The organism is Levilactobacillus suantsaii (assembly GCF_014069315.1).
Classification (GTDB): Bacteria; Bacillota; Bacilli; order Lactobacillales; family Lactobacillaceae; genus Levilactobacillus; species Levilactobacillus suantsaii.
The window spans coordinates 1,323,276-1,344,193 of the sequence record NZ_CP059603.1 but is presented as its reverse complement, the minus strand read 5'-3'; the positions used below and the strand labels follow the sequence as shown (position 1 = coordinate 1,344,193).

Genomic DNA, 20,918 nt, shown 5'->3' with positions numbered 1-20,918 from the left:
TGTCCTCCTCATATCATTCACTGCTTGTCCTGCCGGAAAAATTTCCGCCGGTAAAGTCGTCGGCCCACCACTAGAAACCCTACCAAAACGACCGTCGTCAGACTAAAGAACGTCAGCAACACCCACCCCTGATATTTGAAGTAGTTTTGCATCGTGACCTGCGTTGGCCGGGTAAAGTGGTAGTTGGGGATACCGGCGTTAGTGGTACTTACGGCAACAGTCTGCCCATTCAACTGGTAGGTCCCCCGGCGATAGGCAAAAGTTGCTGACGCACTGGTCAATTCCGCCGTCAGTTCCCGTTGCGGCGCGTACCAAGTCACCTGCAAATCCTGCAAACGGTGTAATTGAGCCGTCAATTGCCGCGTCGATTGGGGAAACGGCACCGTCACGGCCGTGGGGACCGCAAACGTCGTCGGTGTTCCCTGTCCAGTCTGCGGCGTTTGCAACTGGTCTAACTGCAACGCAAACCAACTTTGACCATAAGTTGCACCCAAATTATCAGCGTGCCTGGTCAACGTCTCTTCCTCATCGGGGAGGAACAACACGTTTTGGGCGCGTTGTAACCCGGCTGAGCGTAGTACCGCATCCTGGTTCCAAGTTCCCGGGGCACTTAGCCCCACTGGAATCACCTGTCGTTGCCCCAATTGGTTCAACTGGGCCACCATTTCGTGTTCCAAAGCCGGGCCGCTACTGGTCCTAGCGACCGCCCCCGTTGGCACCCGCAAGAAGATGACCCCACCACTCGTCTCAACTTCCCGCAACGTTTTGGTGAACGTGGCGAAGCCCTGGAGTCCGGTATTACGGCTCACGGTCGTCGTACTCACAGCAAACGGGATTCCCGCCGCCTTGAGCCACCGACTGAGTTGCCGCAAACGGGCCAAATCACTATACGGGGTCACCCCGGTAATCGTCAGTAACGGCGCATGGTCCGCGGCCTGGTCAAAGAGCGTGGCCACCGTCCGCATGGCGCAGGTCATTGCCACCCCAGTGGTCAGAAGTTCGGGCAAATAGCCGGCTTGATCCACGACGGTACCATACGCGTAGGTCGCACCACCACCTCCTGACGCGCGTAATGTCCCAATCTTGGTTTGGGGTCCCGTTGGTTGTAGAAGCGTAATCACGGATTTAAATGGGAGCAATTGCCAGGTCGAGCCGGCCCGTAAGGTGACTTGTTGATGGTCGAGCAAGCGACGCGTGGCGTTTAATTGAGTTGCTTCTTGGGCGCTCAATCCTTGACCCACATGTAGTTTACGACCGGTAAAACGGGCGCGGTCCCGGAAAAAGGCAGCGTTTTTAACCGGGTCGTTGGGCGTGTTCACCAAAGTCACCACGCCCTGGTATTTGTCGCCAGTCAGTTGCCCCGCATGGTAGGCCGCTAACGCTTCTGTTTGGCTAGGCACTCCCACGCTGGCCAGCAACCGTTGCATCGTTGCAATCTTGGTGCGCCCCCCGTGTTGGGGGTCTTCACGGTCATAAACCACTAAGACGCGTTGCGTCCGGTCTAACGCCGCGTGTGCCACCAGAACTCGATGTGCGTAACCCCAACTCAGTAGCACGCAGACCACCCCGGCAACCAACCACTGCCACAACCTAAGCATGAGCCATCACCGGCTGGTCGGGACTGCACCAGAACCGTTGCGTTGCTAAGTCGGCAATCAGGACCAGGCCGACGAGTTCGAGGCTGATGGGCGCTAAGTAGATATTTTGAACCAAGTTGGTTTCCCCCGTTCTTAATAAGACCACGATTGGAATCAGTAAAAAGTTCAGTAAGCAACCGGTCATCAAGGTCAGCCGCACCACGCCGGCGGACCGACGCACCTGCCAGTCCCGGTAAGCCCCCACCCCAAACAACGTTAGAAGTGTGCCCACTAGCAACAAGTCAAAGGCAAAGCGACGGGGGAAAAAACGGGCCAGCCCCGCACTGACCAACGTTAAACCTTGAACCTGGGCCTTGGGTCCGTGCCCACTTCGGGCGGGATAATTGCCCACGGCCGTGACTCGAGTCTCCAGCATATGGGTCGCTGCGAGGTTCAAGAGCTGTTGTAATTGCGCGAAATGAGTCGCGTAATACTTGAAAATCCAGCTGAAGGTCATCTTTTTAGTCAAGCCAGTCGCCACCGCTGAACTGGCTGGGTCAAGGGCTGTAAAGTCCGCAGAAAAGTAGTCATCGCCGCGCATCAGGGCAAACTGGGGGTCAATGCCTCGTTGTTTCAGCGTGGGACTGGGATCACTCGCCGCATGTTGCAACACGCCGTGGGTGAAGGCCTGATATCGATTCACCTGCCGCTGTTGCGGGGTCAACGCTAAGCCCATCAGGACACCACAAGCCACCAGCCCGACGCCACCGCATAGCAGACCTAACCGCTGGGCAGGATGGCGAAAGGCCACGAAACTCCCCAGGCTCATCACCAAATAACTCAGTGTCAGCAAGGCATTTTGCGGTTGACTCGTCACCAAAAGTGCGGCACTGACAAAGTACAAGCTAATCCAGCGACCGCGGTGTTCGGGCGCACGCCCCAGCAACAGCAGACTCGCCACCATCGTCACCGACAGAATCACCAGTAACGGCATGGTGTAAAACGAATTGAACGGTAACAGCACCGTGGTATCAGCCAACACCAAAACAATCAGGGCGGCCAAGCCGTAGCTGCGTTTGGGTTGGTCTGTCCGGGTCAACGCCCGCGTCAATAAGCCCACGGCGCCTACTAATAATCCCAAGTAGACTAGCCCTAAACAGCGAATATCAAAGACCGTGGAACTAACGATTAATTTGTTCAGCAGGATAGCCAATTGAATGAACAGGTGGCGGGATGACACCCCACTCAACCCCGTTTCGCGCCCTTCTACGTAGCCTTGTAAGAAACCAAAGCGTGCCGTCACGTAATCTGCTTGGGTGCCGGGCAGTTGAAACAACCCGTTATTGGTCAACACCCGTTGAAATGCCCCGTTATCACCCAAGCCGTGAACCGGACTGGTCAGTAACAGACTGGCGCCGATCACAGCCGTGGCCAGCATCGCCAGTTTGACCGGCGATACCCACCATAACGCAATCGATGGCCATGTTCGTCGTGCCACGTTCCCACTCCCCTTTCTTTCTATTGACTGGCCGCATTCAAGGCCGTTAAGTTGTTAAATGAGTAACTCTGCCCCGTTTGGGCGTTCCCAATTCCACCTTGAATGGCGCTATGGGCGGTAACCTGGTCTTGCCAGACCATCGCCATGGCCCGCTGGTAATTCGTACGGTCACGTACTTGGGCAAAGATCATCGCCGCTAGGGCGTAATTAGCCGCTGATTGACCGGAATCGGTCACACTTCCGGCGGTAGTGTAGCCATTATAGAGGGTCTTATCGCGTACTTGTTGGGTCAGCCAACTGCGACTGGCCGCCTTCAGATGTTGACTTTCGGCCAAATGTAGGAGCGTTTCGAGTGCTTCCGAGGTGTTGAGCGGATGATCGCTATACGTCAGGGTATCCCAATTGAAGCTTGCCGAATACAACGGAAAGACATCCCCGAGATAACCGCCCCGCACCAACTTCAATTGCTCGCGGTAGGCCCGTCGTCCAGCAGTAGACCCCCGTTCGTAAAACCCTAATGTCCGCAAATCGATGTAAGCCAAACTACTGGTCCTTGCGACCTGCTTAGTCTGTGGATTGTAATAATCGTAGACCTTGCCGTCGCGTAACGCCCCCGCTTTTAACGCTGCAAAGTGGTCAGCGGCCGCCTGACGGTAATGGGTGGTGTGAGTCATCGCATCATAGAGATTCAACGCCTTGATCAGCCGAAGATCATCTAACGTGGCGTTGACCGCAAAGCGTTTGCTGCGGTCGGGATCGTAGCGATAACTGAATTGACCGTGCTCACCAAAGGTCGCGACCGTCAGCTGATAAAACCGCCGAAATTCCGCAAAGCGGTAATGCTCAGCTAAATAGATCAACCACATCCCCGCCGATTCACTCAACATTTCGTGGCCCGTTGCCAGGTTCGCCTGGCGGACATCGGTCTCTACGTAATTAGTGTAGATGCCTTGCGCCGCCACTAACCGGTTGGCGATAAATTCAGACAGTGACCGCTGCTTTTGCTGGTCTTGCCGAGTATGAAACGTCACGGCTGGGGCCCGAAAAGCCTGCGGCGACTTTTGTGGTGGGGCGGCATGGGTCACCGTATGGCGGCACGCCGTCAAACTGAATAGGGTCCCCACGAGTCCCAGCCAAAGCCAAAATTTTCGTGTCACGGTCTCGTGCCTCCTTTATATTTAATAGTGCTAACATCTCATTTCAATTGAACCAGTTCGCTCAACCTTCCCCGCAGTTTACCGAAAAAAAGAACGCCTGGCCAGCTTTACTGCTGACCAGGCGTTTTTAAACGCAACTATTGATAAGAATTTTTGTTAATCTTGAAAAACGGTCGCCGCGATGTGCTTACTGCGGACACGCCGGCGCCGGGCTTCCCGGTATAAAAAGAGGTACGTTTGCCGCGCCAAGGCGGTGTTGGCCGTCATTTCATTATCGGCATCGGCAATGGCTTCCTGGGTCTGCTTGGCGTGGTCCCAGTTATCTTTGGCGGCATCAATGGTCGCCAAGAGCTGATCATCGTATGCGACCCGTAAGTCTTGCAGGTGCTTGCGTTGCTTGCGTCGCTTTCGTCCAAACATCTCAAGACCTCCTTACATTTCGGTTCGGCCTTCAACAGCCTTGTACAGGGTCATCTCGTCAGCGTACTCGATATCACTACCGACCGATAACCCGTGAGCTAACCGCGTCACCCGAATGCCCGCCGGCTTGATCAGCCGCGACAGATACATCGCCGTGGCTTCCCCTTCTGGCGTGGCGTTCGTGGCAATGATAACTTCCTTAATGCCCGGGTTCTTCTGCAGGCGACTGAGTAGACTTGAGATATTCAAATCTTCAGGCCCCTTGCCCTCGATGGGGGACATAACCCCGTGCAAGACGTGGTATAGTCCGTGATACTCTTTCATTCGTTCCATCACCATAATGTCCTTGGCCTGTTCGACGACTAAGACGTGCGACTGGTCGCGCGTCTTATCCGCACAAATGGTGCAGGGGTCACTTTCGGTGATGTTCCCGCAGATCGAACAAAAATGCAGGTCCCGCTTGGCCGCAATCAGCGCCTTGGAAAACGCCGTCACGTCGTCTTGCGCCATATCAATGGTAAAAAACGCCAGCCGCGTGGCCGATTTTTGCCCGATTCCGGGAAGCTTCATGTAACTGTCAATCAGCTGCGCAATGGGTTCTGGATACTGCATCATGTCGTCCTTTCTGGCAGGTTACATGCCCGGGATGTTCATCCCTTGAGTGTACTTGCCTAACGTTTGTTTCGTTTGATCTTCGACCTTGGTCAACGCGTCGTTGACCGCCGCAACGACCAGGTCAGCTAACATGTCAGGGTCATCGGGGTCGATGGCTTCCGGCTTGATGGTCAAATCAGTCATCTTCCGTTCGCCGGTAAAGGTGGCCTTGACCAAATCGTCTGGTGACGTCCCCGTAAAGCTCTGCGCGTTCAAGGCGGCTTGGTCCTCCGCCATCTTCTTTTGCATCTGCCGCATTTGTTTCATCATGTTGCCCATGTTACCCATATTGCCCATGTTCCGCATGAGTCATCCATCCCTTCAAATTTTAATCAGTTTTTACATCCACGACGTCTTTCCCAAAGAGCTCCTCGGCCTTCGTCACGACTGGATTAGCCGCGGACTGCGGTGGGTCGGACTCGCCCTGCTGCGTATCAGGGGTCCCCCGGTGCGTCAATTCATCCTTATGCGCCGTCAGGTAGTTCTTGCGAATGACCGGCCACTGGTCCTTGGGTACGAACACGATGGGAAGCGCCGTGCCTACCATCCGGTCTAATCCATTTTCCAGTGCGTCGGTCAATTCTTGGTCGCTGGTGGCTTGTTGGTACAAGAACGAATAATCAAATGCCACGATAACCCCCGAATCAGCGGCCGCAACGGGTTGCGACACCTTCATCACGGCCCGCTGGGTCACGGTCAGACTGTTCAATAAGTCCGGCCAGACCTCCTGCAGCTGGGTCAGTTTCTCCCGCGTGGCCGATCCCAAGACCGGGTTGATCTTGGCTAGATTGACTTCGGGTGCCTTAGTAGCACTGACCCGTGGTTTAACTGGCCGGGCCGCGGGCTTGGCTACCGCGGGCTGTTCCAACTGTTGGACAGCGACTTTTAATTGGTCGACTTGATGTTGTAAAGCCGTGATGGTATCTGCCGCCACTGCCGTAGTCGGCGCCGCTGCGTCGGCCGGAGTCGCTGGCGCTGTAGCAGCCGGTTGTGCCGGGGCCGCTCCCTGTGTCCGGCCGATTTCAGCCAACTTGATGGTCAAAATCTCCAGGTAGACGTCGGGGTGGGTCGTGAAGCGCATCTGTTGTTGAATCGTGTTCAATTCGTTAATCATAGCGTACATGGTCGTCGCCGGGGTTTGCTTGGACAATTGTTGAAAGTCTTCGCCCACGCTGCCCATCTCAGCTTCTTCCACCAATTGTGGGGCTTGTTGATAAAGTAAAAGGTCGCGCGCATAACCCACTAAATCTTCGGTGAACCGTTCGGCGTCCTTACCAGCTTCGAGGACTGATTGTAGCGTGGCCAGAGCTTTCTTGGTGTCGCCCCCTAAAACCTGTTGGACGTAAGCCGCTAACAGGTCGTGGGTGACGCTTCCCGTGACCAGCAAGGCGTTGTCTAAAGTAATTTCGTTATCCCCAAACGACAACGCTTGATCTAAGATACTGAGGGCATCGCGCATGCCCCCTTCGGCGGCCTTAGCGATGACCTTGACAGCCTGGTCGTCATAGGTCACCTTTTTCTGGTCAAGAATGTAGGTCATCCGGTCGTAACTGTCACTGGCCGCAATGCGTTTGAAATCAAAGCGTTGGACCCGGGAAATGATAGTTGCCGGGATCTTGTGTGGTTCGGTCGTGGCTAAGATAAAGATGACGTTAGCCGGTGGCTCTTCTAGCGTCTTCAATAACGCGTTGAACGCCCCCGTCGATAACATGTGCACTTCATCGATGATGTAGACCTTGTAATCAGCCACCGTGGGCGCGTACTTGACCTTGTCTCTGATGTCCCGGATCTCTTCGACCCCGTTGTTGGACGCCGCATCGATTTCGATGACGTCGTTTAACGTCCCCGCCGTGATGGCCTTGCAAGTATCACACTCGTTACACGGTTCGCCATCTTGTTGGTGGTGACAGTTAATCGCCTTGGCTAAAATCTTAGCGGCCGAGGTCTTCCCGGTTCCCCGAGGGCCGGCGAACAGATAGGCGTGACTAATTTGATGAGTAGTGATCGCGTTTTTTAAGGTCCGCGTAATCACTTCTTGACCGATCATGTCGTCGAAGCGTTGTGGTCGCCAGACCCGATAAAGTGCTTGATACGCCATATTATCTGTTCCTTTCTCTCATTATTCGGTAAAATTCGCTGCTCACTATTATAGCCTTTTTCTAGGGGGGCTGTCACGTATTCCACCGGGGAATTTAGGGGAACTTAACCTTGCTTGACCCCGCCGTGAACCGTTTCGCTCTCTGTCACCCACGGCGCAGAATTTTTCTGCAAATCAAACGGGAAGTCATGCCACGATTCGTGGTGTCGACTTCCCGTTTTAAACTCAATCTACGTCACAATCAACTAAGCCTTCTTTGGCTTATACCCTAGACTTGGAATGGCTCGCCACCGCCGCTGCAGGTAGCGCACGACCATCTTGGGCTCGCGGTCACGCGTAAAGATCCCCTTCTTGTTGCCCTGGACCCGCTGAATCCCAAACTTGGTCTGGAAGTCCGCGAAGTTCCACAGTTGTTCCCCGACGAAGTTCTCGAAGTCGTCGAAGACCCGGCTGGCCATCCGGTAGTAGTCCTCCTGAAATTCCTCGGAGAACGGTTCTCCATAGTTGCTGTGGACCCCGGCAATCGTATCGGCCCCGTATTCCGTGTACATGATGGGCTTATTCGGATAAAGCCGTTGATAGAGAGCCAATTCGTCACGGGTCGCCTTTTCGGCCGCCTTCAGGTCACCAGTCTGAACATACCAGCCGTAGTAACGGTTCAAGGCGATGACGTCCACTAAAGACAAGCACTTGTCGGTCTTAGCCGTGGTCTGCATGATACTGGTGTAGGTGCACGGGCGTTGCTGTGGGTCTAGCCGTCGTGCTAAATCGAACAGGGGCTTAAAGTATTCGTAAGCTCCGTCTTCAAAGTTAGCCGCTTCGTTGGCCAGTGACCACATCGCCACACAGGCATGGTTTTTGTCCCGACCAATCATCTCGCGAATTGCCTGTTGGTGCGCCGTAGCGGTCTGCATAACCTGCCAAGTCTGGTCCTGCTTCGTCGAATTCAAATCAAAGCCAAAAGATTCAAATAACCCTACGACTGGCACTTCGTCGATAACCACGATTCCGGCGCGGTCACACAACCGCATCATCTCTTCGGAGTACGGGTAATGCGACGTCCGAAACGAATTAGCGCCCATCTTCTTCATCAAGTTAACGTCCAACACGTTAGCGGGTTGGTTCAGCCCTCGTCCATGGATGGCCGTATCTTCGTGCTTGCCGAAGCCCTTAAAGTAGAAGGGTTGCCCGTTGAACAGGAATTGACCGTTCGTAACCTCGATCTTGCGGACCCCAAACGGTTCGCTGTACTGATCGACGACCTCATCGTTACGCAAAGCCGTCACTTGGGCCGTGTAAAGGTAAGCGTGCAGGGGTTGCCATAGGTGGACGTCGGTGAGGGTCAGTTGACTCGCCTTACCACTTCCCTTAGCAACCAGTTGTTGGTCCTCATCGAAGAGTTTAACCTGAACTTTATCGATGTCTCCTTGCGTGGTGACCCGGGTCTGGATAGTCGCCTGATGAGCGGTCAAATCGACCGTCGGCACCACGGCCACATCTTCCACGTAACTTTGCGGCGTGGTGTAGATTTTGACCGGTCGTTGGAGCCCCGCGTAGTTGAAGAAGTCAAAGTTTTCATCAAGGTGACGCACCAAATGTCCGGCGTCGTCCGTGGTCTCGGAATAGTGAGCGACTGGCAAACTGGTGTAATCCAACATATTGCTAAGTTTGACCGTCAACCGGTTTTCTCCGGCAACCAAAGCCTGATTAATGGCCACTTCAAACGGCGTAAATCCACCCTTATGATGGGTCATCAACTGGCCGTTCAAGTAGACCCACGCCTCGTGGGTGGCGGAGCCAAACCGCAAGACTAACCGTTGGGTCCGTAAGAAGTCCGCGATGTTAAAGGTCGTCTCGTACCACACGTACCCCACGTGGTTGCGAATCTTAGCCTGAGAGCTTTGGTCGTTAAAGGACGCGGGAACCGCCACGTCATCGTGGGTGGGTAAGGGGTGCGTGACGTCAACCGGTGAGTTTTCGTCTTCAATCATAAAGCGCCACAGCCCCGACAAATCAAGTACGGTCCGGGTAGGCGTCGTTACTGGATATAACATTATTAATTTCCTCCAAGCATTGTACTTTTCACAGGACGAGGCCTTGTTTTCCCGCCCGTGATTACCTACACTATAAATAACTCACCGTTAAATTGCTTGGCGATTGCTATCCTAATTTGGTTAGTTATGACTTTTATGTAATCGTTAACATTTCAAAGGAGCTTGTTTGTATGTTCCCTACCAGTACCGTCGCTCAGTTGATTCAAACTACCCTGCACCTCGACGTGCGTGCTTACGACCGCCAAGCCCAATTGGTGGTCGCCGTCAATAATCCCGCCGTCACGCCACCGCATCGCCCGGCGTTTCCCGACCTGCGCACCCTGACTAAATGCACCCGCTTTACGGATGTCTGGCAACTTAGCTATTTTTTAATCCCACAGTCGGCTATCGTGTGGGTCGTGGGGCCCTTCACCACCACAGCCTTGACCTCCCAACTAATTGCCAGTGTCCTCTCTCGTAATCAAGCGACCATCAGCGACCGGCACCAATTCGCGCAATTCTACAATACCTTGCCGATCTTAAGTCAACACGAAGTCCAGACTACCGGCACCTTGCTGGTCAATCTTCTGGCCCACCCACTGCGCATCCCCGCTTGGCAGACCCTGACGACCCCCCAAACAGCGCCAGCACCGGCCGCGCTCCCCTTCAAACGCCCCACCACCACGGCGCACCACTACCAAATCGAAGCCAACTTGATGGCCACGATTCGCACTGGCGACACTGACAAAATCACCGATTACTTCGCCCCAATGACTGCCATGCTGGACTTCTTTCAAAATCGCCTAGCCAACCGGCCACTACGTTCCTGTCAGGATATGTGTCTGGTCAGCAATACCATCGACCGCATTGCCGCGCGCCAAGGTGGGGTCCACCCCGGCGACCTCGACAGTTTATCGGAAAAATTTGCGCTTTTGATTGAACGTCAGCGGAGCATCGTTGGATTGAAGCGCCTCATCGTGGCCATGCTCACGGAATACACCCAACTGGTCCACGACCGGTCGACTGCGGGGTATAGCCCCCTCATTCAACGGGCCGTTGCCGCCATCTGGCAACACTTAGGCGATTCCTTTAAGGTCGCTTCATTAGCCCAGTGGCTCCAGACCAGTCCCAGCTACTTGTCCCGGCGCTTTAAGCAGGAAACGACCCAGACTCTTACCGAATTCATCACGGCCCAACGACTAGCTAGCGCTAAAACTTACCTGTTGAACACCACGACGCCCATCACCGCCATCGCCCTTCTGGTCGGTTTTAGCGACCCAACCACGTTCACCAAGCGCTTCAAACAGGTCACCCATCAGACGCCCAGCGAGTACCGCCGACACCCCCGGTCATAGATTGTCGTAGGTCCGGGCCACCAAAAAAGCGACTGCCCCCGTTTAGTTCGGAACAGTCGCTTAATTACTCAAAGAAAAAGAGCTCGGGAAAATCCCGGGCTCAGGTTATTTACTCAAAAACTTGAAGCACAAAGCGGAGCAAACTTAGTGCTGCTTCCTTCCGGACCTGACACGATTTGTAAGTCCACCCTTGCTTCAAGGCCTTAACGGCAAGTTCTAGTGTATCACGATTAGTGCAACCTGTCTAGTGACTTTCTGGTGTGGTCGTTTGAGCCTGTCGTTGCGCCTTTTTGGCCGCTTTGCGCCGTTTGCGCGCCGCTTTAAAGAAGCTCACCAGGCGTTGACTGGCTTCGGTGGCGTACAGGCCATCGGCAACCGTGACCGTGTGATTCAATCGCGAATCGGTCAGCGTGGTGTACAAGCTGTCAACGGCGCCGGCCTTGGGATCGGGAGCACCATAGAAGACCGTGGGAATCCGGGCGTTGATGATGGCCCCACTACACATCAGACAGGGTTCGATGGTCACGTAGAGTTGGCAATCTTCTAAGCGCCAACTCTTCAACGTGGCACATGCCTCTTCGATAGCCAGCACCTCGGCGTGCAACGTGGCGTCGTTGGCGTGTTCGCGTAAATTGTGGCCCCGACCAATAATCTGATCATCGTGGACGATGACCGCCCCGATGGGGACTTCGCCGATGATTGCCGCTTGGTCGGCTTCAAAAAGCGCCTCCTGCATGTAGTGGCGCTGAGCCACGGTATAGGTCGTCTGGTGCATCTGCCACCCACTTCTTTCTAAACTTCTGCCTGAAACGTACTCTCTAAGATATAGTAACCTTTATCCTTTTTCAGAATCTGGCAATTGCCAAACGTTGCCGTCATGTTTTTCTTAGCCGACGGGGCCCCCTGCTTCTTCTGCAGGACCACAGTCAACGTGCCTCCCGGTAAGAGGTGTTGGGCGGCTTCCGTCAACATGGCTGTGACCACGTCTTTGCCCGCCCGGACCGGCGGATTAGTGACGATGCCCGCGTATTTCGTGGTCCCAAGCGCCGCGTACCGGTCCGATTCGACGATTTGGACGTTCTCGATTTGGTTGGCCGTGGCGTTTTGCTGGGCCAGTTGTAGGGCCAGTTCGTTGACGTCGGCCATGGTCACCTGACGTTTAGGGTACTGCTTAGCCAACGCCAAGCCGATGGGGCCGTAACCGCACCCCAGATCGAGCCAGGGCCCCGCCGGTGTTTGGTCGGCCCGAAACGCAGTCAATAACACGCGTGAGCCGTAGTCCACTCGGTTTTTGGAGAAGACCCCGTTATCCGTAGTAAACAACAATTCGTTGCCTAACAAGGTGAACGGCCAGTGGTGTTCTTCGTGTACAATATCTGGATTTTGTGTATAATAGTGATTAGTCATTCTCTCGACCACCTTTTAGGTCTATTTTACCGTAGTTATTTCACTGGTGGCAACTAAAATAAATTTAAGCGGCTCAGCACTATATTTAGTAGTTATTGTATCCTTCAACCACTAAATATGGTGCTTTTTTCGATTGAAATTTCCCTAATCTGGTGTACACTAAACACATTGAGAAACAAATTTTTAGAGGATGTGGCAACCATGAAAGTAACGATTTATTCTAAAAACAACTGTATGCAATGCAAGATGACCAAGCGGTTCCTAACCGAACATAACGTGGCCTTTGAAGAACGCAACATTAACCAAAATCCTGAGTATGTGAGCTATTTAAAGGATCAGGGCTTTCAGTCCCTGCCAGTAGTGGAAGCACCCGGTCACAAGGCCTTTTTTGGGTTCCGGCCAGATCAACTACAACAGATTGCGGGTTAATGGATGACGTGTCGACAACCCCACCCGGGCGGCGTCGTTTCGCAAGACGTCGCTTTTGTTTTGACTAAATTCGGTGTAAGAAAGGAAGCGTGCGCTTATGAGTCTTAAAGACCTCCAAAACGTCACTTATTACGATCTAAATAACGAAATCAATATCCCCGTCAACGGCCAGATTCCTTTGAACAAGGACCAAGAAGCCTTGCAGGCCTTCCTAAAGGAAAACGTCCAGCCCAACACCAAGACGTTCGCGTCGCTGCGTGAGCGTTTTGATTATCTGATTGATGGCAACTACGTCGAGAAAAAAGTCATCGACGAGTACCCGTTTAGCTTCATCGAGGACCTTTACAGCTACTTACAAGCCCAACATTTCCATTTCAAATCCTTCATGGCAGCCTACAAGTTCTACGCCCAATACGCGTTGAAGACCGACGACAACGCCTACTACTTAGAAAACTTCATCGACCGGGTGGCCATGAACGCGTTGGACTTCGGTGGCGGAGACCAACAACTGGCCCATGACTTAGCCGACGAAATCATCCACCAACGCTATCAACCGGCGACGCCTAGCTTCTTAAACGCGGGTCGGGCTCGTCGCGGCGAATTAGTGTCATGCTTCCTGATTCAATCGACCGATGACATGAACACCATCGGTCGGACCATCAACTCCGCCTTGCAGCTGTCGCGGATCGGTGGCGGGGTCGGCATCAACCTCTCCAATCTTCGGGGGGCTGGCGACCCAATCAAGCACATCGATGGCGCCGCTTCCGGGGTCGTCCCCGTCATGAAGTTGTTGGAAGACAGCTTCTCGTACTCCAACCAATTAGGCCAACGGCAAGGGTCCGGCGTAGTCTACTTGAGCGTCTTTCACCCCGACATCATCGCCTTTTTGAGTGCCAAAAAGGAAAACGCCGACGAAAAGATTCGGTTAAAGACCCTGTCCTTAGGGGTCACGGTACCTGATAAATTCTACGAACTCTGTGAACAAGACGCCGATATGTATCTCTTCAGCCCCTACGACGTTGAACGGATCTACGGCAAGCCATTTTCTTACGTGGACATCACCCAGGAATACGACAAGATGGTCGCTAACCCGGACATTCGCAAGAAGAAGCTCAAGGCCCGCGAACTCGAAACCGAAATCGGTAAACTCCAACAAGAATCCGGTTACCCCTACATTGTCAACATCGACACGGCTAACCGGGAAAACCCCATCGACGGTCGCATCGTGATGAGTAATTTGTGCTCCGAAATCATGCAGGTCCAAACCCCGACCACCTACGATAACCAACAAAACTACCAAAAGTTGGGGACGGATATCTCCTGCAACCTGGGGTCGACCAACATCGTTAATTTGATGGCATCGCCAGATTTCGGTCACTCGGTCGACACCATGGTCCGCGCCTTGACCTACGTCACGGACCACTCCGATATCGACGTGGTGCCATCCATCCAACACGGTAACCACTTGGCCCACACCATCGGCTTAGGTGCCATGGGCTTACACAGCTACTTCGCTAAGAACCACATGATGTACGGGTCTAAGGACAGTATCGCTTTCACCAGCGTGTACTTCATGCTCTTGAACTACTGGACGTTAAAGGCATCGAACCAAATCGCCCGCGAACGTCACGAGACCTTCCACAACTTTGAAGCCAGCAAGTACGCCGACGGCTCCTACTTCGACCGTTACACGGGTCATGACTGGCGCCCTACGAACAAGAAGGTCCAGGACCTCTTTGAGGGCATTTGGCTACCGTCTCCCGACGACTGGGCTCAATTAAAGGCTGACGTCATGAAAGACGGCCTCTACCACCAAAACCGGATGGCAGTGGCCCCGAACGGCTCGATTTCTTACATCAATGACACCACGGCCAGCTTGCACCCAATCATCAACCGAATCGAGGAACGGCAGGAAAAGAAGATTGGGAAGATCTACTACCCGGCCCCATACCTCGACAACGACACTATGCCGTACTACAAGTCGGCTTACGACACCGACATGCGTCGGGTCATCGACGTGTACGCGGCGGCCCAAAAGCACGTGGACCAAGGTATGAGTTTGACGTTGTTCATGCGCTCCACCATCCCCAGCGGTCTCTACGAATGGAAGAACGGCCGTACCGACAAGATGACCACACGAGACCTCAGTATCCTGCGCAATTACGCTTATCGTAAGGGCATCAAGTCCATCTACTACGTGCGGACGTTTACCGACGACAATAACGAAGTCGGCGCCAACCAATGTGAAAGTTGCGTTATCTAGAGACCGTAAAGGAGTGCACAAACCATGACAGCAATGAATCAAGACGGAAATTACGAAGCAATCAACTGGGACGCCGTCTCTGACGAGATCGACAAGGCGACCTGGGAAAAACTGACCGAACAATTTTGGCTAGATACCCGGATCCCCGTATCCAACGACTTGGACGACTGGCGGACCCTAGACACCGACCACCAATGGGTCGTGGGTCACGTCTTCGGCGGGTTGACCTTACTGGATACCCTCCAATCCCAAGACGGAATGGCCGCGTTACGTCACGACGTGCGGACACCCCACGAAACCGCGGTGCTCAACAACATCCAATTCATGGAATCGGTCCACGCCAAGAGTTATTCGACCATTTTCTCGACGTTGAACACGCCCGAAGAAATCGACGAGATCTTCAAGTGGAGTGACTCTGAAGAGTTCCTCCAAAACAAGACCAAGCGCATTTACACGCTCTACCACGACGATGAACACCCACTGAAGAAAAAGATCTCCAGTGTCTTCTTGGAAACCTTCCTGTTCTACTCTGGGTTCTTTACCCCGCTGTACTACTTAGGGCATAACAAACTGGCCAACGTGGCCGAAATCATCAAGTTGATTTTACGGGACGAATCCGTGCACGGCACCTATATCGGCTACAAGTTCCAGTTGGGCATGAAGGAATTGAGCGATAACCAACAACAGGACATGAAGGATTGGATGTACGACTTTCTGTACAAGCTCTACGCTAACGAAGAAAAATACACCCACCTGATGTACGACCAAGTTGGCTGGACCGACGAAGTGTTGACCTTCATCCGCTACAATGCCAACAAGGCCTTGATGAACCTGGGGCAAGATCCACTCTTCCCCGACACGGCCGAAGACGTCAACCCCATCGTCATGAATGGGATTTCGACGTCGACCGCGAACCACGACTTCTTCTCGCAAGTCGGGAACGGTTACCTCTTAGGAAATGTGGAAGCCATGAACGATAGTGATTACCACATCGGCGAACCGGCCGACCCGAAGGACCCAAACCACGACCACTAAAATTCAATCTATCAATCTAAACGAGCCTCGTGAGACGCTACCGTCTTGCGGGGCTCGTTTAGGTCTAGTCACCAAACTTAACCCCCACCCCGACTTGATTTTGCTCCCCGTTGACCACTGACCTGCAGTATAATAAAGGCATTCCAACGTAACGGGGGTCTCACTATGCCAACCATTAAAAATGTCTGCGTCTTTTGCGGGTCCAACCACGGACTCGACCCGGCTTTCAAACGCCAAACTATCGCTTTGGGCGAGTCGCTCGCCGCTCATCACCACCCCGTGGTCTATGGTGGGGGCAAGGAAGGCCTGATGGGAACTATCGCCGATGCCACCCTAGCCGCTGGCGGTCAAGTCATCGGCATCATCCCCACCTTTTTGAGTGAAATGAATCTGGCTAAAGACGGCTTAACACAACTGATTGAAACGGCCACTATGGATGAACGTAAGGACGAGATGCTGCGGCAGTCCGACGCCTTTATCGTGTTGCCTGGCGGTTTTGGGACCTTTGAAGAGTTCACCACCATGCTGTCGTGGAGCCAACTCAACGTCCACCAAAAGCCCATCGCCCTCTTCAACATCAACCACTACTATGACAATCTGGTCGCCATGATGAAGACCTGTTGTGACCAGGGCTTCGCACCGCAGGAAAACCTCGACTTGTTCATTGATGCCACCAGTATCGACGACATCTTTACGGGGTTCGACCACTTTCATCACCAATTACCTTATAAATACACGAATTAAGCTAAATAGCGGCGCCGCCAGAGGTCATCCTCTCGCGACGCCGCTATTTTCGTTAAATTTAAGGCGTTATCGGTTCTGCCAATTCACTTCGTCGACCAGCCAACGGTTCAGCCACTGTGGCAAGAAGCGCGCCTTGGCCGCGACTCCCGGTCGGTTGATGACCTGCATCAACTGCAACATGGTAAAGACCAAGGACTCTCGCCGCCGGTACGCCAAATATTTGGGTTGCCAGGTAGTCACGTACTTGTCCTTGTAGGCCCGTAACCCCTGGAAACTGTAGAAGGTCGACCCGTACTCGTAGATCAAGTGGGCTAAGCGTTCCTCGACGAAGCTAAACTCGGAGACGCCGACGTTGGCTAGTGGCGCCATCCCCAGGTTGAAGCTAGTGTAGCCTTGGTCCCGACAGGTCAAGAACAGGTAAACGAACAGCCCGTCCATGCTCCCGGACGGCGCATCGTGACTACTACGCATCAAATCAATCGAAATCACTTGATGGTCGCCGGTCGGCATCAGATTGGCAAAAGCTACCATCTTGCCATGGAAATCGGTCATCACCGCAATCGGCGCTTCTCCCAGGTAATCCCGATCGAAAAAGCCCATCGAAAAACTCTTCTCGGTCTCGTCGCCCAGCCAGGAATCCGAAATCGCCTGTAATTCCTGGTACTGTGCGACACTGAACGGCGGCTGGAGCAACTCGAACTGGTAGCCCTCACGCTTGAACTTGTTGACCAAGGCCCGTTCCCCGCGCCGGGGCTTGCCTGTTAAGCTAAAGCTCGGCAAATCCACGTGGCCCTCTTCCCCGACTTTGATGAAGTCGAAGCCCATTTCGTGCAGCCGCAGGGTCAGGTCCTCGCTGATTTCGTAAAAGACGGGGCGTAACCCAGCCGCATCGGCGGTCCGCATCAACGTTTGTAAGGCCGGTAACAGTTTTTCCTGGTTCCCAATCGGTTCCCCCATGATCAAGAGTTTATCAGCCTTTTGCCGGAATAGGAACAAGAGTTGGTCCTCGCCGTCTTCTTGATAAAAGAAGGTGGTCTTATCCCGCAAAAACGCCAAGTGACTGACCTCGTTGCCGCCGTATTTTAGAATCAAATGGCGTACTCGCTGGGCATCGAAGGGCGTGGTCAACCAGGCCGCTTGCGTCGCCGATAAGTAGTGACGAATCGCCAGCAGGATGATCAGGGCAATCAAGAGGCCCCCTAAGCCGTTTAACCAGACCTGTGTGGACGTGGGCAACCAGGCCTGTAAGACTAGCGGCCCTCGGTGCGGACTGCGCGCCACCAGCCCTAAAATAGCGTACAGCACGAAGGTCACCGCATAGATACTGCCATCGGTCAATAGCCCACCCCAGGAATAGTGAAAACTTTGCCGGGAAAGTTCCGGTTTAGCCAATAACAGGCAGACCAAAACCGCGCCCAATAATAGCGCTAAGCCCCCCGGAAAATTCTCCCGCCACAGAGTGTTGCCAATCGCCAAGACCAAAACGATCAACGTCGGCCAAAACGCCCGGGCCACCTTGGCGCGCACGCCGCGGGCGAGGCCAATCAGCAGAAAGGCCATAATCAGGTTGGTCACCTGACTCAAGAAATAAAACATAAACGGGATCAGCTGCATGTACAGCCGGTTAGCCAAGACCACGTCCGGAATAGTCGCGTACAGCAGCATCATAACGCCCGAAAAGTACATGAAGGTCACCACGAACCAGTGGGCCCCCCGCCGTAACAACGTGACCGGTAAGCCGGAAAAAAACCGGTTCAACCGGTGGCCAGCGTCGTGAACGAACAATCCGACTCCCACACAGAACGGTAATAAGTAATAGAACAGCCGGTACAGTAACAACCAGCCGACCGCATCGGCGCGGCTGACGCCCAACAGGCCCAGGCCAAAGATCATGAAAACGTCAAACGACCCCAAGCCCCCAGGAATCATCGAGATGACCCCGGCGACCGAGGCGACCACGAACATTGGAAAGACCGCCGCAAAGTCCAGCGGGAAGCGTAACGTCCAGCCAATCAATAAGAAGAAGAGCGCACAGCTCCCCCACTCCAGGCTAGACCCAACAATCAACCGCAATTCTCGCGCCCAGGTCAAATCCCGAAAGAACTCGTTATCGGTCAAGCGGGTAAAAGCAAAAAGCACCGGGAAGTACAGGCCCCCGCCTAATAACCAAAACCAGTAGCCCTGATAAGGCGTCCCGATGTGCCAGCCAAAGATCATGGCTAAGGCCACCCAACAGGCCAGCGATAGTCCCGCCAACAGGAACAACGCAATTTTCGAAATCGCGTAGAGCACCTGCTTCTTCGTGGCGGCAGCCGAATAGAAGTTGGCCCGTAAGCTGGCCCCTAACAAACCGCCCATTCCCGCAAGATTGGTGAAGGTATTAGTCACCCAACCACTGCGGATGATGTAGCCCAGCGAAAACTTGCCGGGTAAAAATTCCACGATCGTAAAGTCATAAATCAACATTGGTAAGACGGCAATGAAGCCCACCACCGCCAGCAAGAGGCAGGTACTGAAATCCAGATTGCCCAACGCCACGCGGAGTTGTTCCCCGCTGATTTCGTGGCCGATCCGCCCGAGTTCCCGGATCACCAGCAGTAAAACGGAAAGCAGGAAAATCCCCTTGATTAAGGTCAATCGCTTTTGCACCCACCGTTGAAGTCGTTGCCACACGTTTGCCACCCCCAAAATAATCTCCCCCTTCATTATCTAAACTCCGCGTCAAAACGCCAACGCTTTGTCCCCTAAACCATGAAGTTGGTTGTGTCACTTAAATTGAACCCAATCTTTACCCAGTATACCAAAGGTCGCTTCCTCGTCGCGGTCCCCAAGCAGAGTTTAAGCGAATTGTAGTTATTTTTGCATCGGTCATTAGTCTAAAGCTTATCTGTTAAACTTCACATTTTATTTTTGCCACATTTAAATTAGGGAAATAATAGTCATTTATACAAAAATATTCAAAGTGGGGGTACCGGTTAATGGCTGTACCGCATTTGTACCGTATTTTGATGAAAAATAGAGAAAACCAGTGAAAATTTCAACCACAAAAAAACGGGCGCAACCCCGGTTTAATAACCATTGGGTTGCACCCGTTTTAATGATCGTTGGATAGTGACTACTTAAGCGTAACCACACCGCCAGCGGCTTCAAGCTTTTCCTTGACGTCGTTAGCTTCGTCTTCAGAAAGACCTTCCTTGATGACGGATGGTACGTTGTCAACAAGACCCTTAGCGTCCTTCAAGCCAAGACCCGTGATTTCACGAACGGCCTTAATAGCCTTAACCTTAGCGTCACCGGATTCAGTCAATTCAACATCGAATGAGTCCTTGGCAGCAGCGTCGCCACCAGCAGCGCCGGCTGCGGCAACTGGTGCAGCAGCGGAAACGCCAAATTCGTCTTCGATACCCTTAACAAGGTCGTTAAGGTCGGTAATGGATGCTTCTTTAAGAGAAGCAATGATAGCATCTTTATCAAAAGCCATGTTATTTTCCTCCAAAATTGAGTTTATATTTTTTGTGTTACAGGAAACGGATTAAACCTATGCGGCTTCACCGTCATCGCCCTTGTCAGCAACGGCCTTAACAGCGTAAGCCACGTTACGGATAGGTGCCTGAAGAACGTTAGCCAGCATGGAGAGCAGGTCTTCACGACTAGGCAAGGTAGCGTAAACGTTGATTTCGTCGAGGGACATAATCTTACCTTCGATGAAGCCACCCTTGATTTCCAAGGCATCAGCACTATCAGAGAAGTTCTTCAAAATCTTAGCTGGGGCAATTGGATCCTCGTTAGAGAAGGCAACGGCCGTTGGTCCAGCAAAAATGTCGTTCAAGTCGCCGTAACCAGCCTTGTCAGCAGCCCGGGTCAAGATCTTGTTCTTGATGACGCTCATTTGAACGCCAGCGTCCCGTAATTGCTTCCGTAAGTCAGTTACTTGGGCCACCGTTAAACCACGGTAGTCCACGATGATTGCGCTGGTGGCGTTACTGAATAATTCAGCGACGTCATCAACCTTCTTTGCTTTAACAGCAATAGCTTGTTCACTCAAATTGTTCACCTCCCAGAGTAGATTGGTGGGATAAAAAAATCCCCATGCCACCAAGACATAGAGAGTTAAAAGTTCAAAATTAAACTTCTTCCTCGGCAGGCAAAATTAAGGTCAGTCGACCGCCTGAGTCTTCGGTAGATCTATTTTTATAACTTCAATAGCATACAATATGTGACCGCGTGTGTCAACACATGTTGGGGGAT

18 protein-coding genes, 1 other RNA gene and 1 other annotated feature are annotated in these 20,918 nt (G+C 53.1%); of the genes, 5 read left to right on the top strand and 14 right to left on the bottom strand.

Going from position 1 to position 20,918, the window contains the following annotated elements:
- Positions 1 to 17: 17 nt before the first annotated feature.
- The 8 genes from H3M12_RS06185 to uidA all read right to left on the bottom strand — a co-directional run bounded on the left by H3M12_RS06185 (position 18) and on the right by uidA (position 9,458).
- Positions 18 to 1,598: a hypothetical protein gene (locus H3M12_RS06185; RefSeq protein ID WP_129031188.1), complete on the bottom strand. Its 1,581-nt coding sequence runs from the start codon at positions 1,596 to 1,598 to the stop codon at positions 18 to 20.
- Positions 1,591 to 3,075: a glycan biosynthesis hexose transferase WsfD gene (gene wsfD, locus H3M12_RS06180; RefSeq protein ID WP_129031189.1), complete on the bottom strand. Its 1,485-nt coding sequence runs from the start codon at positions 3,073 to 3,075 to the stop codon at positions 1,591 to 1,593. The genes H3M12_RS06185 and wsfD overlap by 8 nt, the downstream gene beginning before the upstream one ends.
- A 20-nt stretch (positions 3,076 to 3,095) precedes the next feature.
- Entirely contained in the window at positions 3,096 to 4,232 is a 1,137-nt protein-coding gene (locus tag H3M12_RS06175; RefSeq protein ID WP_225423464.1) for a glycosyl hydrolase family 8, read from the bottom strand.
- A gap of 156 nt (positions 4,233 to 4,388) precedes the next feature.
- Positions 4,389 to 4,652 (bottom strand): YaaL family protein, encoded by a 264-nt coding sequence (locus H3M12_RS06170; RefSeq protein ID WP_129031190.1) that lies wholly within the window; start codon positions 4,650 to 4,652, stop codon positions 4,389 to 4,391.
- Positions 4,653 to 4,664: 12 nt separating this feature from the next.
- Positions 4,665 to 5,264, bottom strand: coding sequence for a recombination mediator RecR (gene recR, locus H3M12_RS06165; RefSeq protein WP_129031191.1), 600 nt, complete (start codon positions 5,262 to 5,264; stop codon positions 4,665 to 4,667).
- Between the two features lie 21 nt (positions 5,265 to 5,285).
- Positions 5,286 to 5,603 (bottom strand): YbaB/EbfC family nucleoid-associated protein, encoded by a 318-nt coding sequence (locus tag H3M12_RS06160; RefSeq protein WP_129031224.1) that lies wholly within the window; start codon positions 5,601 to 5,603, stop codon positions 5,286 to 5,288.
- A gap of 31 nt (positions 5,604 to 5,634) precedes the next feature.
- Positions 5,635 to 7,404, bottom strand: coding sequence for a DNA polymerase III subunit gamma/tau (gene dnaX / locus H3M12_RS06155; protein ID WP_129031192.1), 1,770 nt, complete (start codon positions 7,402 to 7,404; stop codon positions 5,635 to 5,637).
- 245 nt (positions 7,405 to 7,649) lie between these two features.
- Positions 7,650 to 9,458 carry a beta-glucuronidase gene (gene uidA, locus H3M12_RS06150; protein WP_129031193.1) on the bottom strand — a complete coding sequence of 603 codons (1,809 nt, stop codon included), beginning with the start codon at positions 9,456 to 9,458 and terminating at the stop codon, positions 7,650 to 7,652.
- A 170-nt stretch (positions 9,459 to 9,628) separates the two neighbouring features.
- On the opposite strand from uidA, the gene H3M12_RS06145 reads away from it, so the two are divergent.
- Positions 9,629 to 10,792 (top strand): helix-turn-helix transcriptional regulator, encoded by a 1,164-nt coding sequence (locus tag H3M12_RS06145; protein ID WP_129031194.1) that lies wholly within the window; start codon positions 9,629 to 9,631, stop codon positions 10,790 to 10,792.
- 115 nt (positions 10,793 to 10,907) lie between these two features.
- On the opposite strand, the gene ffs is transcribed toward H3M12_RS06145, so the two are convergent.
- The 3 genes from ffs to H3M12_RS06130 all read right to left on the bottom strand — a co-directional run bounded on the left by ffs (position 10,908) and on the right by H3M12_RS06130 (position 12,199).
- Positions 10,908 to 10,994: signal recognition particle sRNA small type (ffs, locus tag H3M12_RS06140), an RNA gene on the bottom strand.
- A gap of 42 nt (positions 10,995 to 11,036) precedes the next feature.
- The gene (gene tadA / locus H3M12_RS06135) at positions 11,037 to 11,567 is read right to left on the bottom strand and encodes a tRNA adenosine(34) deaminase TadA (RefSeq protein ID WP_182150511.1); all 531 of its coding nucleotides are present in this window, start codon (positions 11,565 to 11,567) and stop codon (positions 11,037 to 11,039) included.
- A gap of 17 nt (positions 11,568 to 11,584) precedes the next feature.
- Positions 11,585 to 12,199, bottom strand: coding sequence for a class I SAM-dependent methyltransferase (locus tag H3M12_RS06130; RefSeq protein WP_129031196.1), 615 nt, complete (start codon positions 12,197 to 12,199; stop codon positions 11,585 to 11,587).
- A 201-nt stretch (positions 12,200 to 12,400) separates the two neighbouring features.
- Here H3M12_RS06130 and nrdH point away from each other — a divergent pair, with 201 nt between their 5' ends.
- From nrdH to H3M12_RS06110, 4 genes are all read left to right on the top strand, one after another.
- Positions 12,401 to 12,628, top strand: coding sequence for a glutaredoxin-like protein NrdH (gene nrdH, locus H3M12_RS06125; protein WP_129031197.1), 228 nt, complete (start codon positions 12,401 to 12,403; stop codon positions 12,626 to 12,628).
- Positions 12,629 to 12,725: 97 nt separating this feature from the next.
- Entirely contained in the window at positions 12,726 to 14,891 is a 2,166-nt protein-coding gene (gene nrdE / locus H3M12_RS06120) for a class 1b ribonucleoside-diphosphate reductase subunit alpha (RefSeq protein ID WP_129031198.1), read from the top strand.
- 33 nt (positions 14,892 to 14,924) lie between these two features.
- Positions 14,925 to 15,926, top strand: a complete 1,002-nt coding sequence (gene nrdF, locus H3M12_RS06115; RefSeq protein ID WP_182151054.1) for a class 1b ribonucleoside-diphosphate reductase subunit beta — start codon at positions 14,925 to 14,927, stop codon at positions 15,924 to 15,926.
- Between the two features lie 165 nt (positions 15,927 to 16,091).
- Positions 16,092 to 16,670, top strand: a complete 579-nt coding sequence (locus H3M12_RS06110) for an LOG family protein (RefSeq protein ID WP_129031199.1) — start codon at positions 16,092 to 16,094, stop codon at positions 16,668 to 16,670.
- A 66-nt stretch (positions 16,671 to 16,736) separates the two neighbouring features.
- On the opposite strand, the gene mprF is transcribed toward H3M12_RS06110, so the two are convergent.
- From mprF to rplJ, 3 genes are all read right to left on the bottom strand, one after another.
- A complete protein-coding gene (gene mprF / locus H3M12_RS06105; RefSeq protein WP_404819996.1) occupies positions 16,737 to 19,352 on the bottom strand; it encodes a bifunctional lysylphosphatidylglycerol flippase/synthetase MprF in 2,616 nt (871 codons plus the stop codon).
- A 433-nt stretch (positions 19,353 to 19,785) separates the two neighbouring features.
- Complete coding sequence (gene rplL / locus H3M12_RS06100; protein ID WP_125701924.1) at positions 19,786 to 20,151, bottom strand: 50S ribosomal protein L7/L12; 366 nt, start codon at positions 20,149 to 20,151, stop codon at positions 19,786 to 19,788.
- 57 nt (positions 20,152 to 20,208) lie between these two features.
- Entirely contained in the window at positions 20,209 to 20,715 is a 507-nt protein-coding gene (gene rplJ, locus H3M12_RS06095; RefSeq protein WP_129031201.1) for a 50S ribosomal protein L10, read from the bottom strand.
- Positions 20,716 to 20,739: 24 nt separating this feature from the next.
- Positions 20,740 to 20,868, bottom strand: a sequence feature (ribosomal protein L10 leader region).
- Between the last annotated feature and the right edge of the window lie 50 nt (positions 20,869 to 20,918).

Coding starts and splice junctions, on each gene's coding strand:
- nrdE (WP_129031198.1), top strand. CDS start 12,726: ATGAGTCTTAAAGACCTCCAAAACGTCACTTATTACGATCTAAATAAC.
- rplL (WP_125701924.1), bottom strand. CDS start 20,151: ATGGCTTTTGATAAAGATGCTATCATTGCTTCTCTTAAAGAAGCATCC.
- dnaX (WP_129031192.1), bottom strand. CDS start 7,404: ATGGCGTATCAAGCACTTTATCGGGTCTGGCGACCACAACGCTTCGAC.
- H3M12_RS06145 (WP_129031194.1), top strand. CDS start 9,629: ATGTTCCCTACCAGTACCGTCGCTCAGTTGATTCAAACTACCCTGCAC.
- H3M12_RS06130 (WP_129031196.1), bottom strand. CDS start 12,199: ATGACTAATCACTATTATACACAAAATCCAGATATTGTACACGAAGAA.
- nrdH (WP_129031197.1), top strand. CDS start 12,401: ATGAAAGTAACGATTTATTCTAAAAACAACTGTATGCAATGCAAGATG.
- uidA (WP_129031193.1), bottom strand. CDS start 9,458: ATGTTATATCCAGTAACGACGCCTACCCGGACCGTACTTGATTTGTCG.
- H3M12_RS06110 (WP_129031199.1), top strand. CDS start 16,092: ATGCCAACCATTAAAAATGTCTGCGTCTTTTGCGGGTCCAACCACGGA.
- H3M12_RS06170 (WP_129031190.1), bottom strand. CDS start 4,652: ATGTTTGGACGAAAGCGACGCAAGCAACGCAAGCACCTGCAAGACTTA.
- H3M12_RS06185 (WP_129031188.1), bottom strand. CDS start 1,598: ATGCTTAGGTTGTGGCAGTGGTTGGTTGCCGGGGTGGTCTGCGTGCTA.
- H3M12_RS06160 (WP_129031224.1), bottom strand. CDS start 5,603: ATGGGCAATATGGGTAACATGGGCAACATGATGAAACAAATGCGGCAG.
- recR (WP_129031191.1), bottom strand. CDS start 5,264: ATGCAGTATCCAGAACCCATTGCGCAGCTGATTGACAGTTACATGAAG.
- nrdF (WP_182151054.1), top strand. CDS start 14,925: ATGAATCAAGACGGAAATTACGAAGCAATCAACTGGGACGCCGTCTCT.
- tadA (WP_182150511.1), bottom strand. CDS start 11,567: ATGCACCAGACGACCTATACCGTGGCTCAGCGCCACTACATGCAGGAG.